Annotated in this window: 12 protein-coding genes; 9 read left to right on the forward strand and 3 right to left on the reverse strand. The window is 57.8% G+C overall.

All coding sequences use genetic code 11. The features are described from left to right. From GSF67_RS24830 to GSF67_RS26165, 7 genes are all read left to right on the forward strand, one after another. Positions 1–1,461, forward strand: a complete 1,461-nt coding sequence (locus GSF67_RS24830) for a TolC family protein (protein ID WP_006312271.1) — start codon at positions 1–3, stop codon at positions 1,459–1,461. 13 nt (positions 1,462–1,474) lie between these two features. Further along, positions 1,475–2,833: a multicopper oxidase family protein gene (locus GSF67_RS24835; RefSeq protein ID WP_006312272.1), complete on the forward strand. Its 1,359-nt coding sequence runs from the start codon at positions 1,475–1,477 to the stop codon at positions 2,831–2,833. A gap of 33 nt (positions 2,834–2,866) precedes the next feature. Further along, positions 2,867–3,343, forward strand: a complete 477-nt coding sequence (locus tag GSF67_RS24840) for a plastocyanin/azurin family copper-binding protein (protein ID WP_006312273.1) — start codon at positions 2,867–2,869, stop codon at positions 3,341–3,343. Positions 3,344–3,363: 20 nt separating this feature from the next. Then, the gene (locus GSF67_RS24845) at positions 3,364–3,648 is read left to right on the forward strand and encodes a copper-binding protein (RefSeq protein ID WP_006312274.1); all 285 of its coding nucleotides are present in this window, start codon (positions 3,364–3,366) and stop codon (positions 3,646–3,648) included. 165 nt (positions 3,649–3,813) lie between these two features. Further along, positions 3,814–5,064: an adenylate/guanylate cyclase domain-containing protein gene (locus tag GSF67_RS24850; protein WP_244399811.1), complete on the forward strand. Its 1,251-nt coding sequence runs from the start codon at positions 3,814–3,816 to the stop codon at positions 5,062–5,064. Between the two features lie 808 nt (positions 5,065–5,872). Beyond that, positions 5,873–6,211 (forward strand): acyltransferase, encoded by a 339-nt coding sequence (locus GSF67_RS26160; protein ID WP_006312276.1) that lies wholly within the window; start codon positions 5,873–5,875, stop codon positions 6,209–6,211. A 245-nt stretch (positions 6,212–6,456) separates the two neighbouring features. Further along, positions 6,457–6,954 carry a hypothetical protein gene (locus GSF67_RS26165; RefSeq protein ID WP_244399813.1) on the forward strand — a complete coding sequence of 166 codons (498 nt, stop codon included), beginning with the start codon at positions 6,457–6,459 and terminating at the stop codon, positions 6,952–6,954. Between the two features lie 241 nt (positions 6,955–7,195). Here the strand turns inward: GSF67_RS26165 and GSF67_RS24860 are convergent, their stop codons facing one another. Further along, positions 7,196–7,810, reverse strand: coding sequence for a recombinase family protein (locus tag GSF67_RS24860; RefSeq protein ID WP_006312279.1), 615 nt, complete (start codon positions 7,808–7,810; stop codon positions 7,196–7,198). Between the two features lie 125 nt (positions 7,811–7,935). Between GSF67_RS24860 and GSF67_RS24865 the strand changes: the two genes are divergently transcribed. Then, the gene (locus GSF67_RS24865) at positions 7,936–10,821 is read left to right on the forward strand and encodes a Tn3 family transposase (protein WP_035215076.1); all 2,886 of its coding nucleotides are present in this window, start codon (positions 7,936–7,938) and stop codon (positions 10,819–10,821) included. Positions 10,822–10,909: 88 nt separating this feature from the next. Here the strand turns inward: GSF67_RS24865 and GSF67_RS24870 are convergent, their stop codons facing one another. Both GSF67_RS24870 and GSF67_RS24875 read right to left on the reverse strand, forming a co-directional pair. Further along, positions 10,910–13,114 carry a tetratricopeptide repeat protein gene (locus tag GSF67_RS24870; protein ID WP_157998608.1) on the reverse strand — a complete coding sequence of 735 codons (2,205 nt, stop codon included), beginning with the start codon at positions 13,112–13,114 and terminating at the stop codon, positions 10,910–10,912. A gap of 347 nt (positions 13,115–13,461) precedes the next feature. After that, positions 13,462–14,589, reverse strand: a complete 1,128-nt coding sequence (locus GSF67_RS24875) for an RHE_PE00001 family protein (RefSeq protein WP_006312283.1) — start codon at positions 14,587–14,589, stop codon at positions 13,462–13,464. A 190-nt stretch (positions 14,590–14,779) separates the two neighbouring features. Here GSF67_RS24875 and GSF67_RS24880 point away from each other — a divergent pair, with 190 nt between their 5' ends. Further along, complete coding sequence (locus GSF67_RS24880; RefSeq protein WP_035215106.1) at positions 14,780–15,928, forward strand: site-specific integrase; 1,149 nt, start codon at positions 14,780–14,782, stop codon at positions 15,926–15,928. Positions 15,929–15,981: the final 53 nt, after the last annotated feature.

Here is a 15,981-nt window from a genome sequence, read left to right on the forward strand (position 1 = left end):
ATGACGACACGCTACATGAAGCTGATATTCAGCCTCGCTCTTCCTCTTGTCACCGCCGGATGCGTCACGACCGACTATTCCGCCAGCGACGCAGGCTTCACGAACGCTTCGCTCAAGAGCGCCGAGGCCACGGGCAAGCAGACTGTCTGGATACAGAACCAGAAGCAGGCTCAGGCGGCACGCGACAGGGTGAAGACCCTCATGGCCAGGAAGACCATCGATGTCGATACGGCAGTTCAGGTCGCGCTCCTGAATAACAAGGGTCTACAGGCTTCCTATGCCGATCTCGGCGACAGCGCCGCTGACGCGTGGCAGACGCAGCTTTCGGTCCTCCCGACATTCTCAGTAGGTGTTTCCGGGATCGGTACGCCGGGCCTTGAGGCCTACCGGGTTCTCGAAGGCGCGATTGCGGCCAACATATTGGCGCTGGCCACCTACGACCGGAACATCAAACTGGCCGACAATCGTTTCCGTCAGGCACAGCTTAAGGCGGCAATAGCTACAATCTCGCTTGCTTCGGAAACCCGCCGGGCATGGATCAATGCCGTCGCGGCGTGGGAAAACGTCGCGTATCTTAACCAGGCCAAAGTCGCCGCCGATGCCTCCTCCGAACTTGCGAAAAAAATCGGCGAGGCGGGCTCCATGCCAAAGGCGGAGCAGGCTCGCGAGCATGTCTTCTATGCCGAGCTCACAGGCGAAACAGCAAAGGCTCGTCTGGAAGCGAAGCTCGCGAAGGAGGAGCTGATCCGGCTTATGGGTCTGTCAGGTTCTGATATTGATTTCCAGATCCCCAACCGCCTCCCCAATCTGCCCAAGGCCCTAATCAAACGCGACGACATCGAGGCCGAGGCGATCCACAAGCGTATGGATCTGCAAGTGTCAAGGCTCGAACTCCAGGCAACCGCGCAGTCTTACAAGCTTGAGGACGTGACGCGCATCGTCACGGACATAGAACTTGTCGGCACCTGGGAGAAGGAGCGCGAACGCGAGGACGGCAACATCATGTCGGACATCTCCAAAGCTGCCGCGCTCGAATTCACAATTCCGATCTTCGATTCCGGTCAGGCCCGGCTCCGTAAGGGTGAGCTTGCCTATATGCGGACCGCTAACCAGCTTGCGGAGTTGGCGGTGAATGTCAGGTCGGAGGCGCGTTCCGCCCATGTCGCATACAAGTCGAATTATGACATCGCCAGACATTACCGGAACAACGTCGTGCCGCTGCGCAGCGCGATCGAGCAGCAGTCCATGCTCAATTACAATGGCATGATCACCAGTACGTTCGAGTTGATCTCGGACACGCGGGACAAGATCACCTCAACCATCCTCGCCGTCAACGCCAAGCGCGACTTCTGGCTCGCCGAGGCCAACCTTGCGCCTGTCATATACGGCGGCAGCACAGGTTCGTCCACAGCCGAGACTGAAGTCGCGTCGGCCGGAGAAGCGCCTGCGGGCGGCCACTGAGAAAGGACCCAGAATGTTCAGCAGAAGACAATTGCTTGGAGCGGGCGCCGCAGGCGCGGCGCTCGTATCCTCGAAAACCTGGGCGCAGACTTCCAATATGGGCCTCCCCGAAGCGGCGCTCATGGATACGGCGGCAACACAGAATCCTGTCAAGCCATCGACCGGTCCGGACTACAACCCGGTCGTCACCCTCAACGGCTGGACCCTGCCGTTCCGGATGAACAATGGCGTCAAGGAATTCCACCTCGTCGCCGAACCGGTAGAGCGCGAGATGGCCGAGGGCATGACCGCCTATCTATGGGGTTACAACGGCCAGTCCCCCGGACCGACCATCGAGGCTGTCGAGGGTGACAGGGTGCGCATCTTCGTTACCAACAAATTGCCCGAACATACGACGGTTCACTGGCATGGCATGATCCTGCCTTCGGGTATGGACGGCGTAGGCGGCCTGTCGCAACCGCATATTCCGGTCGGCAAAACCTTCGTCTACGAGTTCGATCTCGTGAAATCCGGCACCTTCATGTACCACCCGCATTCCGACGAGATGGTGCAAATGGCCATGGGAATGATGGGCTTCTTCGTCGTCCATCCCAAGGACCCGGCGTTCATGCCTGTCGATCGCGACTTCGTGTTCCTGCTCAGCGCCTTTGACATCGACCCGGGAACTTACGTGCCCCGCGTCATGGAGATGACCGACTTCAATCTGTGGACATGGAACAGCCGCGTCTTCCCGGGTATCGATCCGCTGGTGGTATCCAAAAATGACAGGGTCCGGGTTCGGGTCGGCAACCTGACCATGACAAACCATCCGATCCACATGCACGGCTACGATTTCGAAGTTACCTGCACGGACGGAGGCTGGGTACGACCCGAAGCCCGCTGGCCGGAAGTGAGCATCGACATTCCGGTCGGCGCGATGCGGGCCTACGAGTTCGACGCCAAGTATGTCGGCGACTGGGCGATCCACTGCCACAAGTCGCACCACACCATGAACGCGATGGGTCACGAGATCCCGACCTTTATCGGGGTAGACAAGAAGGACGTTGCAAAGAAGATTCGACAGTTCCGCCCGGAATACGTGCCGATGGGCACCGCAGGCATGGCCGACATGGGCGAGATGTCGATGGAAATCCCGGAGAACACCGTCCCCATGATGACTGGCTGGGGTCCCCACGGCCCAATCGAGATGGGTGGTATGTTCTCCGTGGTGAAGGTCCGCGAGGGAATCTCGGCGGGCGACTATACGGATCCCGGCTGGTACGAAAACCCGCCCGGCACGCAGGCATGGGAGTGGACAGGCACTCCGCCCGACGCAACCAAGGCGAAGGACGCGAAAACCCAGCTCACTCCTGATCATTCGAACCATGGCTGATTGAATCAGTTTCTTCAACTTAAGGAAAAAACCATGAAAACATTTGTCACGGCGATGCTTGTCGCAGCTCTTTCCACCTCGGCTCTGGCGTCCGGTTCACACGAAGGCGGTCACGGCGAAATGACCGTCGGCGAGCCCGGCGAAAAGGCGAAGGCGACACAGACCATCCGCATTACCATGAAAGAGACTGACGACGGCAAGATGATCTTCACACCGAATACGTTCAAGGTGCGGAAGGGTCAGACCATTGTGTTCGCGATCAAGAACGCGGGCGAACTGGATCACGAGTTCGTCCTCGATCAGGAAGACAAAGTCATGGAGCACAAAGCCGTTATGGAAAAATTTCCGGAAATGGAACACGACGATCCGAACGCGATCCGACTTGCGGCAGGCAAATCTGGCGAGGTCGTGTGGAAGTTCACGAATGACGGCGTCTTCAAGATCGCTTGCCTCGTCCCCGGTCATTACGACGCCGGAATGCACGGCGATGTCACAGTCGCAACGAAGTAAACGGAGGCTAGAGAACTGACATGAAAACTATCGCCAATATAGCACTTGCCGCAGCCATCACCCTCGTGTCCACAGCAGGTGCCTTCGCCCAGGAGTTCACCAATGGGACGGTCAAGAGTGTAGATGAAAAGGCAAAAAAGGTGACGCTTATTCATGAGGAACTGAAAAACCTCGAAATGCCTGCGATGACTATGGTCTTCCAGGTAACCGATCAGGCAGTCTTGCAGAAGTTGAAGGTCGGCGCGAAGGTTGAGTTCGTCGCTGAGCGCATCAACGGCAAACTTACCGTCACTCAAGTCAAATAAGGTGAGATCCGGGCCTCTGCAGGCCCGGATCTTTTTTTCAGGGCAGTTGCATGGGCTGCTGTACCAAAAAATGGATCAATGGATCAGATCTCAGTCCCCTTCGGTAGCAGTGCATCTTCGCGTGAGATACGATCAGCGTCGCTTCGTTTCGTGGTCCTATCGATCTTGTTTGCCAATCTTGCGTTTGGAGACGACTTCAATAACTCGTCTATCCATGCAGTCGTCAGCTCGATCTACCTGGTCACAAGCATCGCATCCGTCGCAGCAGCGATATATTTTCGGGAGAGGAAAAAACTCGGAGCCTGCTTCGTGATATTCGATGCCATGCTCGTTGTAGTGATCCTCTATGAGCATATCCTCGCCAGCCCCGTCACAGAAGATCACTATCTCACGACTTCAAGTTTGGTCGTGTCCTTCATTCTGCTGAACCATGTTGCATTGAAGCAGGACCGCAAGCTCATTTTGCTGTTCTCACTGATTGTGGTGGCCGGATGGCTCCTTATGCATGGTGCGATGGCTTGGCGCCATCACACCATGCAGCCCGGCTCGTGGGTCGACAATTTCTTCAATCAAGACCTCGCGCTGACCTTAAGTTTTATCTTCACCGCCCTGGCCGTCTATCTACTTTCACGCGATCACGAGCGAACCTTGACGCAGGCTTTGAAGATTGAAGAAAAAAGACATAACCTGTCCCGGTTTTTCTCGCCAACGGTCGTGGCAGATCTGCAAAACGCGAGTGGCATCCTCGATCTGGAGCGGCGGAACGCTGCAATCATGTTCATTGATATTCGCGGCTTCACCTCCTACGCAGAAAGTTCTCCCGCTCACGAACTTGCGCGAGTTCTCGCCGAGTACCGGCATATCGTTGCTGGCACGGTATTCGCTTTTGGTGGAACCGTAGACAAATTTATTGGCGACGGGGTGGTGGCGGTTTTCGGTCAGCCCAGACCAAGGGCAGATGATGTTGAGCGCGCGCTTAAGTGTGCATTGGAATTAACAACCACTCTAGAAACATGGCGTCTGAGGAACATCTCCGAGGGTGGCCCCGATCTTAATACAGGGATAGGTCTACATTACGGGACTGTTCTCGGCGGTGTACTGGAGAGTGGTTTTCACGACGAATTTACCGTGATTGGCGACGCCGTTAATGTAGCACAACGACTTGAGACAATCGCAAAGATTTTGCAGTCACCCCTTGTGGTGTCAGAATCTGTTATCAATGAGGTCACCGAATTCATCGAAGGATCTCTGTGGGTCCGAAAGTCGGGTATCAAAGTTCCCGGCCGAAACGCGTCACTTAATATCGCTTACCTCCGCCAGGACGTCTTAAACCGGCTAGCGTTCAGGAAATCGGCGAGGTGCACAGAGCCTTCAGCAAATCTTCCTTCCAATCACCCCCGTCAACCTCAAGGCTAGGCACGTAAGTTGCGCCGCCCACCAATACTTTACCCCGTCCAGAGCAATCCACTCGTGCCGAATGGAGATTATCGTCATTGTATATGACTGCCCCATGTGTATCGAAGCCGATCAAACCAATCGTGACATCAAAGTCGTAGCCGCGCGCAGGCGACGCGGCCACAGACATGATAGAAAGATTGACTGTCATGCCATCGTCGAATTGGGAAACGTGGAATGGCTGCAACTCGGAAGATAGCGTTTCAACGGCCGTGAACGCAGTCGCAACAATCACTAGTTGTGCCGATATTTTCCACATAGACCTCTCCCAAGGTACTACGGGTATAATACCACTCTGCAGGTGGTTTGCGCGAGGGTCGAAACAAGATTTGTTTTCCCGCCCCTAGGGCCGACGAACGTCGGGCATGTTGCAAAACTCACCGGTGCAGCCGCAGTGATCTGAAGCACTCCGGTCCGCTGCGCAAGGCGCCCGTCTGTGTCACAGCGAGAGCGTAGGCCTTTGGGCATCGTATCTGAACGAGGGCGCCTCAGCGCCGTCATAGTTTACGAAAAATTTAGATTAATTCGATCGATCTGAAGCCGCCTATTTTGATCTGAAAAAAGAAAGCTAAAACTTTCGCAAACACGTCCTCGGGCCGTGTCCTTATCCCTTCAGGCACAACCATGGATCGTTGCAATGAAAATTATTGCCAATTCAGATTCCACATATTTTCTATCGGCGCGAAGTATCGGATCTCAAACCACGGAGAAGGTTCAATCCAGAGCGGTTGGCCCCGATGTGCTCCGGTCTTTGGCGATCCTCCTCGTCATGCTGGTGCATATCCCCGTTGAGGCGACTCCGTCCCTGCTGGTCGGCGTCCGCAACTATGCATGGTTAGGAGTCGACATTTTCTTCGTCCTTAGCGGATTTCTCATCGGAACCCAGCTTTTCAAGGAGGTTTCGAGGACGGGCAGCGTGGGCTTGAAGTCCTTCTATCTCCGCCGCGCTTTCCGCATCTTCCCGGCTTTTTTCGTTGTTCTTGGCCTTTATACGATTTTCCCCGTGCTTCGGGATGCTCCGACCATGCAACCGATCTGGAGCTTCGCGACCTTCACCGTCAATTTTGAGTTTGATCCCCGTGTTGGTCGTGCCTTTTCGCAAGCATAGTCGCTTTGTGTCGAAGAGCATTTCTATCTGGTTCTGCCGCTCCTTGTGTTGCTTGTACATCGCCGGATCCGCATGGGGTGGACGCTTGTAATCGCCGGCGCGGTGATCGTCGCGGGGATGATCCTTCGTTACGCCCTCTGGGAAAGCCACGTCGGTACTCTCGTTGAAGCCGGCAAGCTGCGGGATGCTTTCGCCGTCTATCTCAGGACGTGTATTATCCGACATACACCCGGGTCGACGGCCTGATGTTCGGCGTGATGCTTGCGGTGGCGCGTTTTTTCAAACCGGAACTCTGCCAGCGTTACACGCCTCCACGTGTTGCTATCCCGGTCGGCGTCGCTTTGATCGTGGCAGCACTTGCGCTGTTCTCGGTCCGAGGGCCTCTTGCAGGAACAAACCTCTTTTTCGTCTTTCAAGGACAACTCGGTTCTGTCGTCGGCTTTCCTCTGATTTCGATCGGAATCGGCCTCGTTCTTGGTGCGATGCTCGATTTGGAGCAGGTGCTGAAGCGCTGGCCGGTCCCGGGGGCTGTGATGGTCGCCACCTTGTCCTATAGCCTATATCTCACTCACAAGTCGGTCTTCCATGTCGACAGGCTTATCTTGGGCGAAGCGAACCTTCAGGGTGGTCTCGGCTTTGTGGTTTACCTGATGACCAGCTTTGCCGTCGCAGCCGTGCTCTGGCTCAGCGTGGAAAGAACATTCCTCCTGCTTCGAGACCGTGTTCTCTCTCCGAGCAAGTGAGCTGAACTGCCATCTCCGGGTATCGCCGCTAATCAGATCAGCGGGCATCCTCGTGGCTGGCAGTGCGTATGGTGGTAGCAGCAAAACATATCCGCTGCTGTCCTGTCCATGATCGGGGCGAAGAATACCACGCCTGGTGTTTGGCCGCCAGAAAGTCATCGGCAAAGCCGAGAAAGGCTGCGACATTCTTTTTTGTATTCCTTGGCACTGAGGTAGATGCATTTGCGGAGAGCCTGTTCTCCTACGTCAAGCCAAGTACCCGCTTTCCGTAGTCTCTCAGTTCGCCCTTGGGGCCGACATACCGGTATAGGGTGACGCGCTTTATGCCGAGTTCCTTGCACAGATCCGAAACGGGTGTGTCGCGTTGCGCCATAGCGGCCTGCGCAAGACGCACTTGCGCTTTCGTCAGGGCAAACTTGCGACCGCCTTTCCTGCCTCGTGCTCTCGCAGCGGCCAGCCCCGCCATGGTGCGCTCGCGGATCAGGTCCCGTTCGAACTCGGCCAAGGTGGCGAAAATACCGAACACCATGCGGCCGGATGCGGTCGTGGTGTCGATCTGAGCGCCCTTTCCGGTCAGCACGCGTAATCCAATCTTGCGTTCAGACAAATCCTTCACGGTGTTGACGAGGTGGGCAAGCGACCGTCCGAGGCGATCAAGTTTCCAGACCACCAGCACATCGTTGGCACGCAAGGACTTGAGGCAGGCGGCAAGACCAAGCCGATCATCACGACTGCCGGAAGCACAGTCCTCATAAATGTTTTCCTGCTCGATGCCGACGGACCGCAGCGCGTCGTGTTGCAGGTCGAGGGACTGCGAACCATCGGCTTTTGAGACTCGGGCATACCCAATCAGCATGTTTCTTAAACGTTGGTTTGAGGCGGTGTGTCGGACGCGAATGTTTTGTTGGGTAGAATTGTATCCCAACCAGCTTCATAAACAAAGCATCTTAAACATGATCAAATTTTGAAAAAGGAACATAAATGCCGCGTCGCGTCACTCTAACTGATCGGCAAAGGGATGCGCTGTTGCGCCTGCCGACCTCGCAAGCGGATTTGCTGAAGCACTATACTCTTAGCGATGAGGATCTCGGCCACATCAGGCAACGCCGGCGCGCTCACAACAGATTCGGCTTCGCCCTGCAACTGTGCGTCCTCCGCTATCCCGGCCGGGTATTGGCTCCGGGTGAACTGATACCGGCAGAGGTCATTGATTTTATCGGAGTGCAGCTCGGCCTCCATGCCGACGATCTTGTCGAATATGCTACCCGTGAGGAGACGCGGCACGAGCATCTTTCCGAACTGCGGGCACTCTATGGATTCCGCACCTTCTCCGGACGTGGTGCGCGTGATCTGAAGGAATGGTTGCTCCGCGAAGCCGAGATCGCTGTGTCGAACGAGGATATTGCCATTCGCTTCGTGACCGAATGCCGTCGCACGCGCATAGTTCTTCCCGCGACATCGACGATCGAGCGGCTTTGCGCAATGGCCCTGGTCGATGCTGAACGACAGATGGAGACAAGAATTGCCAGTCGCTTGTCGCAAGAAATCAGGAAGCCGTTGTTAGCGCTGCTCGAAGATACTGTTGACGACCGGGTAACTCGGTTCGTCTGGCTGCGGCAATTCGAGCCAGGCTCGAACTCATCGTCTGCCAACCGGCAGCTCGACCGGATAGAATACCTAAAACGCGTCGTTCTCCCCGAAGATTTGCTGGCCGGTGTCCCTGCCCATCGCGTGACACGTCTGCGTCGGCAAGGCGAACGATATTATGCTGACGGCATGCGCGATCTTCCGGAGGACAGGCGGCTTGCAATTCTGGCCGTCTGCGCGTCGGAATGGCAGGCAATGCTTGCCGACGCCGTGGTCGAAACCCATGACCGGATCGTCGGCAGGCTCTACCGGGCGTCGGAACGGATTTGCCAGGCGAAGATCGCCGACGAAGCAAACGCGGTGCGCGACACTCTGAAATCCTTCGCTGAAATCGGCGGAGCCCTGGTCGATGCACAAGATGACGGACAGCCGCTGGACGACGTTATCGCAAGCGAATCAGGCTGGGACGGCTTCAAAACCCTTGTCACGATGGCAGCCAGGCTGACCGCCACTATGGCGGACGATCCCCTCCACCATGTGCTGGACGGCTATCACCGTTTCCGCCGCTATGCTCCTCGCATGTTGCGCCTGCTCGATCTCCGGGCTGCGCGGGTCGCACAGCCTCTTCTGGAAGCGGTTACGGCCCTACGCACTGGCTTGAACAATGCCGCGCATACGGCCTTTTTGCGGCCGAGCTCGAAATGGCATCGTCACCTTCGTGCCCAGGCAGCCGGCGATACTCGCCTCTGGGAGATCGCGGTGCTGTTCCATCTGCGCGATGCCTTCCGCTCCGGGGATATCTGGCTGGCCAGGTCCCGGCGCTATGGCGATCTGAAACATGTACTCGTGTCGGCGCGGGCTGTGGCCGAAAGCGGTCGTCTGGCTGTGCCATTGCGGCCGGAGGAATGGTTGGCAGATCGGCAAGCTCGCCTCGATATCCGGTTGCGCGAGCTTGGCCGTGCTGCTCGCGCGGGCACAATTCCCGGTGGGTCCATCGAAAACGGCGTCCTGCATATCGAGAAGCTCGAAGCCGCCGCGCCGTCTGGTGCCGAGGATATTGTTCTCGATCTCTACAAGCAGGTCCCGTCTACGCGGATTACCGACATCCTGCTTGAGGTGGAAGCTGCAACCGGTTTCTGCGAAGCCTTCACCCATCTGCGCACGGGAGCGCCCTGCGCCGATCGGATTGGACTGATGAACGTCATTCTCGCGGAGGGGATCAATCTCGGCCTTCGGAAGATGGCAGATGCTACCAATACCCACACCTTCTGGGAATTGATCCGCATTGGGCGGTGGCATGTCGAGGGCGAGGCCTACGACCGGGCGCTGGCCATGGTGGTCGAGGCGCAGGCGGCGTTACCTATGGCGCAATTCTGGGGCGCGGGTGTCTCGGCATCGAGCGACGGGCAATTCTTCGTGGCGACAGAGCAAGGCGAGGCCATGAACCTGGTCAACGCGAAATACGGCAATACGCCAGGCCTGAAGGCTTACACCCACGTCTCCGATCAATACGCACCGTTCGCGACCCAGATGATCCCCGCGACAGCGAGCGAAGCCCCCTATATCCTTGACGGCCTGCTCATGAATGATGCCGGCCGTCATATCCGCGAGCAATTCGCTGACACGGGAGGCTTCACCGATCACGTCTTTGCTGCATGCGCCATTCTCGGCTACCGGTTCGCTCCTCGTATCCGGGACCTGCCATCCAAACGGCTCTATGCGTTCAATCCACCGACAGCACCAGCGCATCTGCGCCCTTTAATCGGAGGCAAGATCAACCAGGCCATGATCGAGCGCAATTGGCCTGACATCCTGCGTATCGCCGCCACCATTGCAGCCGGAAGCGTTGCGCCAAGCCAGATCCTACGCAAACTCGCCTCCTATCCGCGGCAAAACGAGCTGTCCACAGCCTTGCGGGAAGTTGGCCGCGTCGAGCGGACCTTGTTCATGATCGACTGGATTCTGGATGCCGATCTGCAACGCCGCGCCCAGATCGGTCTCAACAAAGGCGAAGCGCATCACGCGCTGAAACGGGCTATCAGCTTCCATCGGCGAGGCGAAATCCGCGATCGTTCGGCGGAAGGGCAGCACTACCGTATTGCCGGCATGAACCTGCTCGCCGCCATCATCATCTTCTGGAACACCATGAAGCTCGGCGAAGTCGTCGCCAACCAGAAACGAGCCGGAAAGCCGTTATCACCCGATCTACTGGCCCATGTCTCGCCGCTCGGTTGGGAACACATCAATCTCACCGGAGAATATCGTTGGCCGAGACCTTAGCGTAGGATTCCGCCCCCTCCCGCAAACGACCCCGAAAATCGCCGGACAAATTGAACTGATCGCGCATGCAAGCTCCTGTGTTGCGCCTTCAGGGCGTGTTTATCCATTGATGTAGCTGGCTTAGGATCGTCTGCCATTCTGGATCCCTCATTTGCCTCACTAGGCGCCTCGCACGCTTCCAGTAGTGAAGCGCTGCTTCACGATCGCCCTGATGGTTACATGCTATCCCCAGCGTACACAGCACGATCGCGAGATTTCCGCGATCGCCGCTGGTGGAGGATATGGTATCGATCTCCTGTTCCAGCAACCGCCGGCATCGGTCGAAATCCTTTACCTCGAGGTAGACTCTCGAAAGTGCCTCTATCGCCGCCCTCAAACCATTATATTGCAGGCCTATGCTCCGGTCGGTGATGTCAACGGCGCGTTCCAGCGCCTCCTTCGCTCCTGCGATATCTCCGCTGCTATACCGCGTCTGTCCAAGCGAAATGAGAACATCCCCCAAAAGCGGTGACTCATCACCCTGCCGTTCCTCAATAAGTCGCATGGATCTGGATAGACACTGGAGGGACGGGTTGAGTTCTCCCTTCACCCGCAGGACTTCGCCCTGGACATAGAGCGGTCGCCATAGGATAAAGGCGTTTCGGCCGAACGCCTCCTCAGCGATTGCAATTGCCCTCTGAGCGTGGCTCTGTGCCATGGGTTGGTCGGAAAGAAGTTGGGTTTCTGCTTGGCCCGTCAGGGCGTTAACCAGAAGCGATCGCATTCGCTCAAAGTGTTCGCTGTCCGCATCCCCTTCGACACGGTTGCCGGCACTGGCAATGCTCGCCGCCTTCTCAAACAACGCAGCGGCTTCGTCTGGAAGGCGTGGCAGCACCGCGCGGGCAAGATTATAATACGCCTGGCCCATCCGAAAATCACTTCGAAGAGCGCTCGCTTCCAATAACGCAACGGCTTCCCGATGTCGATCAATCGCGTCGCCGACGTTCCCGGCAATCCGGTCCACGACTGCAAGACGGCTTAGAATATTGCCTCGGTCTTCATCAGTAGCTCCAGCGATTGTCCCGCACAATGCCAGCGCCCGTTCGAAGGTCGCTCTTGCTTCGGTATAGGTTCCTCTTTCGTACTGCGCCTGGCCAAGTTCTGCGTATAAATCGATCGCGCTAGTGTCGGCTCGATCGGCCGCGGACGCTGCCGCATGCAAGATGTGGGGTTCCAAAGCGACGAGCAGGCGCGCGTCCATGATTTTGTTCACGTTCTGCGCGGCAAAGATCAGATAGTGCTCAACGTCTTCGGCGGTGCTTCCTTCTGGGGGCGGTTCCAGTTTACTAAACGCTGCAACGAGTTGATGGACGACGAGAGACCCATCCGCCAATTCTGAAAGAAGACCGACTTCGGCGAGCCTGAGAACTGCTTCTTCCTGCAGTTCAAGAACGGTCGCATCTGCGCCGACAGCGTCTTGGGGGGAAAGAGCATAACGGGGTATTGGCACCCCCGGGGCGAAGTGGCTTGCAAAGCTCAAAAGCGCGCGCGCCATTCGGCCCAATTCGCCCTCCGTGTTGAGTTGGTCGTAGCTCAAGGCGAAAGTACGTGCGATGTGCTGTTCATGACCCGTCGGCGACCAACCACCCGCCGTCATGGAACGGTGTGTCAGGACCGATGACCTGCGAAGAGCCTCCAGATATTTGTCTAGTGACCCAAGTGCTGAATGCCGAAACTTGGCCAAGAAGAGCCCCGCAAGATGGAGAGCTAACGGCAGGTCTCCAAGCTCTTTCGCTATCGCATTCAACACAGGATCGTCGTTCGTCAAATCGCTCCGCGCGCTTCCAAGCAAACTCAGGCTGTCCTGCCGGTCCAAAGAATGCAGGCCGATAGATGTTATCCCGAGCGCTGGATCCCAGTTGGGCCTTCGACTGGTCAAAAGCACTCTCGCTCCGCCGGTCGTCGGGCGCCATTTCGAAAGCGTTAGGTCATCCTCACATGCGTCAAAAATCAGCAGGCGCGGTGTCATCCGCTGCCAGGCCGAGCGTAATAATGTTAGCTGGTCGGGTAGGGCCAACTCCCCGTAAGCAGGATGCAGATTGAGACCCCATCCGCACGCCGCCAACTGGGTCGGAATTGCCTCAGGCTCACCGCAACTGATCCAGAAGACGCCTCCTTTGAAAAACTGCCCATAACGATGCGCAAATTCCACGGCGAGCTGCGACTTCCCCATCCCGCCGAGGCCGGTAGTTGCAATGGTTGGGACAAGGGTGGAGGTTACCGGTTGAAGAAGAAGCTCCGCCAGGTCCCTCATGTCGCCTTCGCGCCCCCTAAACATGGGATTTGCCCTCCATGGCAGCACGGACCCGGTCGGCAACGGCGATGGAGCCGGCACATCAAAACTTGATGCCGACTGGAGAAGCGCGAAAGCTTCCGTCAACGCGGAGGCATCGTCCTCTTCCGAGCCGAACGCATCCGTGGCTATGGATATATTTGCGTGCCTGAAGTCGCCGCTTAGATCAAATCTGTCTCTCACCCCTGCAATGTATAACGGTCGCGATGTTTAGCAAAGATGGTGTTGCTCGTGTCACGGTGCCTTGTTCACATTGCGCAGCAGCAGTGAACCTATCCGGTATCTACGGGAATGTGTCTCCTCTAAAGCTATAGCACCCCCCACGCCCGAAACCTCCCCCTCCCCGTCATCTCTCTGAGGCCGAGTTCCAAAACAATCCGCCGCGCCGCCTGCGGCGTCACCTCGAGCGCCTTCGCCACCATCCCGGCCGACACCAACGGTTTTGCCATGACGAGCTCGACCAGCTCCGGCAATTTTGACGACGTCCGCCGCCCCTCCAGTTTGCGATCCATCATCGTTTTCGCCAGCGCCAGCCGATTATGCTCTTTCATGCCGACCTCGCCGGCTGTCAAAAATCCGTGGGCGATGGCCAGCAGCCGGGTTTCCCGATCGCGATGCCGGCGCCGATCAACGGGAATGGTTTTGAGGCCAAGGTTGATGGCAGCGAGATGAGCACCTGACGTGACGCCCGCTTGGCGCAGGATCGCGGCACAAAACAGCCGGCCGAGCCAAGGCGCGTGCTGAAGCACAGAAAGTTCGTTCCAGGCATCGAGAGCGATGATGGCCTGCAGCACCGCCGGTAAGCTTTCGGCCTGCCGCAGCACGCCGCGCCATTCGTCGATCCGGGCATCCTCGTCCCAGTCGAGATCATAGACCAGCGGATCGGCTGGAGCCCGGCCGGGCTTTTTGGCTCGTTCGATCGCTGCGTCAGAGCGCGCAAGCAGCGCATCGATGGCGGCATAGTCGACGCCAGGTAAATTCTCCGCGTCATTACCATCGTCTCCCTCCCCTTCGGGACCGATGGCGACCGCTGGCCGAACCATGCGGGCCGGCTCCGCCTCAGCGCCGACCGGATTGATGTCCGACGTCTGTCGCAAAGTTCGGATACCCTCTGCCGATAACGCCCAGCCGGGGAGATGGGCGGCAATGCGCCGGCGGGTGCGCAGCACGTCGCGGGCAATTGTCAGCTCATGGGTGGGTGTGCGAATATCCTTCGTGGCGTCATGGAGGACCAGGTCTTCGAGATGCACGAGTTCGCCGTCGATCCACAGCGAGGCGCAGGCGTCGGTGAACTGAGATCGTTCGAGGAATCCCGGACCGACCGTTGAACGGCCGATACGCTCATCCAGACGCGTGAGCGCGATACCTGCGTCGAAAGCCGGTCGCATCAGGGGTGTCATGCTGATTTTCGCGAGATCGTAAGCCATTGAAATCATGGTAAATGGTTTCTCAACGGAACTCTATCTATATATTGCAGTTCCTCACATGGTACGATTTTCGATTGATGCGCTAACCATCGATAAGTATCCCTTATCGATGGTAGTTGATTTCGCGGCGCAAATCGAGGAAAATCGGGGCAAATCACGGTCCCAGCAGCCGCCGAAACCCGCGATTCCGGAGCCTCTCGTGGCCAAAGCGAAGTCATCACAGACGTCCGTCGAGCGGCGCGCCGAAGAGCTCGATACCATTGCGTCCGTCCTGCCGCTCGAACGCCGCGACGAGCTCGCCGAGCTGTTGACCGATCAGGACGTCGAGACGCTGCGCCATCTCGTTAATCAGGGCATGGGTGACAATACCCTGCGCGCGCTCACATCCGACCTCGCTTACCTCGAAGCCTGGGGGCTGGCGACCACCGGCAGTTCTCTTCCCTGGCCCGCACCGGAAGCACTACTGTTGAAATTTGTCGCCCATCACCTCTGGGATCCGGAAAAGCGCGCAACAAATCCCGACCACGGCATGCCAGCTGCGGTCGATGAAAACCTCCGGCGCCAGGGTTTTCTGAGATCCGTCGGCCCGCATGCGCCATCGACGGTGCGCCGGCGGCTGGCAAACTGGTCGACGCTGACCAGGTGGCGCGGCCTCCATGGCGCCTTCGCCTCCCCTGCCCTGAAATCAGCCATTCGTCTGGCCGTGCGCGCCGTTCCGCGAACCCGGGCGCGCAAGAGCGCAAAAGCGGTCACAGGCGACGTTCTGGCAAAGCTGCTTGCGACTTGCGAGTCAGACAGCCTGCGCGATCTACGCGACAAGGCAATCCTGATGGTGGCCTTTGCTTCCGGCGGCCGGCGGCGCAGCGAGATCGCTGGCCTTCGCCTGGAACAACTGACGATCGAAGCTCCGATCGAGACTGAAGGCGGCCCTCCCCTCCCCTCGCTCGCCATCCATCTCGGCCGAACGAAGACAACAAGCGGCGAGGAAGATGATATGGTCTTCCTTACAGGTCGACCCGTTGAGGCGCTGAATGCGTGGCTGGCAGCGGCAAAAATTGACAAGGGCAGCGTGTTTCGGGGGATCGGGCGCTGGGGGACGGTCTCGAGGCGGGCGCTCGATCCGCAGTCGGTCAATGCGATTCTAAAACAGCGGGCGGAGATGGCGGGGTTGGACAGTGGGGAGTTTTCGGCGCACGGGTTGCGCTCGGGCTATCTGACGGAGGCGGCCAATCGCGGCATACCACTTCCCGAAGCCATGGAGCAGTCCCGCCATCGCTCTGTTCAACAAGCCTCCAGCTATTACAACAGTGCTGCGAGGAGGACCGGCCGGGCAGCACGGCTCCTCTAGGACGGTCACCCCGAGGTGGGTGAAGGGCGGTACTGGTTCAGTTATACAACAAT

Source organism: Agrobacterium sp. CGMCC 11546 (assembly GCF_013365515.1).
Taxonomy (GTDB): domain Bacteria; phylum Pseudomonadota; class Alphaproteobacteria; order Rhizobiales; family Rhizobiaceae; genus Agrobacterium; species Agrobacterium fabrum.

Excerpts from the sequence above, each read along its gene's own strand:
- GSF67_RS24860 (WP_006312279.1), bottom strand. The coding sequence starts at position 7,810 with ATGCTGATTGGGTATGCCCGAGTCTCAAAAGCCGATGGTTCGCAGTCC.
- GSF67_RS24840 (WP_006312273.1), top strand. The coding sequence starts at position 2,867 with ATGAAAACATTTGTCACGGCGATGCTTGTCGCAGCTCTTTCCACCTCG.
- GSF67_RS24835 (WP_006312272.1), top strand. The coding sequence starts at position 1,475 with ATGTTCAGCAGAAGACAATTGCTTGGAGCGGGCGCCGCAGGCGCGGCG.
- GSF67_RS24865 (WP_035215076.1), top strand. The coding sequence starts at position 7,936 with ATGCCGCGTCGCGTCACTCTAACTGATCGGCAAAGGGATGCGCTGTTG.
- GSF67_RS24830 (WP_006312271.1), top strand. The coding sequence starts at position 1 with ATGACGACACGCTACATGAAGCTGATATTCAGCCTCGCTCTTCCTCTT.
- GSF67_RS24870 (WP_157998608.1), bottom strand. The coding sequence starts at position 13,114 with ATGAGGGACCTGGCGGAGCTTCTTCTTCAACCGGTAACCTCCACCCTT.
- GSF67_RS24875 (WP_006312283.1), bottom strand. The coding sequence starts at position 14,589 with ATGATTTCAATGGCTTACGATCTCGCGAAAATCAGCATGACACCCCTG.
- GSF67_RS26160 (WP_006312276.1), top strand. The coding sequence starts at position 5,873 with ATGCTGGTGCATATCCCCGTTGAGGCGACTCCGTCCCTGCTGGTCGGC.
- GSF67_RS26165 (WP_244399813.1), top strand. The coding sequence starts at position 6,457 with ATGTTCGGCGTGATGCTTGCGGTGGCGCGTTTTTTCAAACCGGAACTC.
- GSF67_RS24845 (WP_006312274.1), top strand. The coding sequence starts at position 3,364 with ATGAAAACTATCGCCAATATAGCACTTGCCGCAGCCATCACCCTCGTG.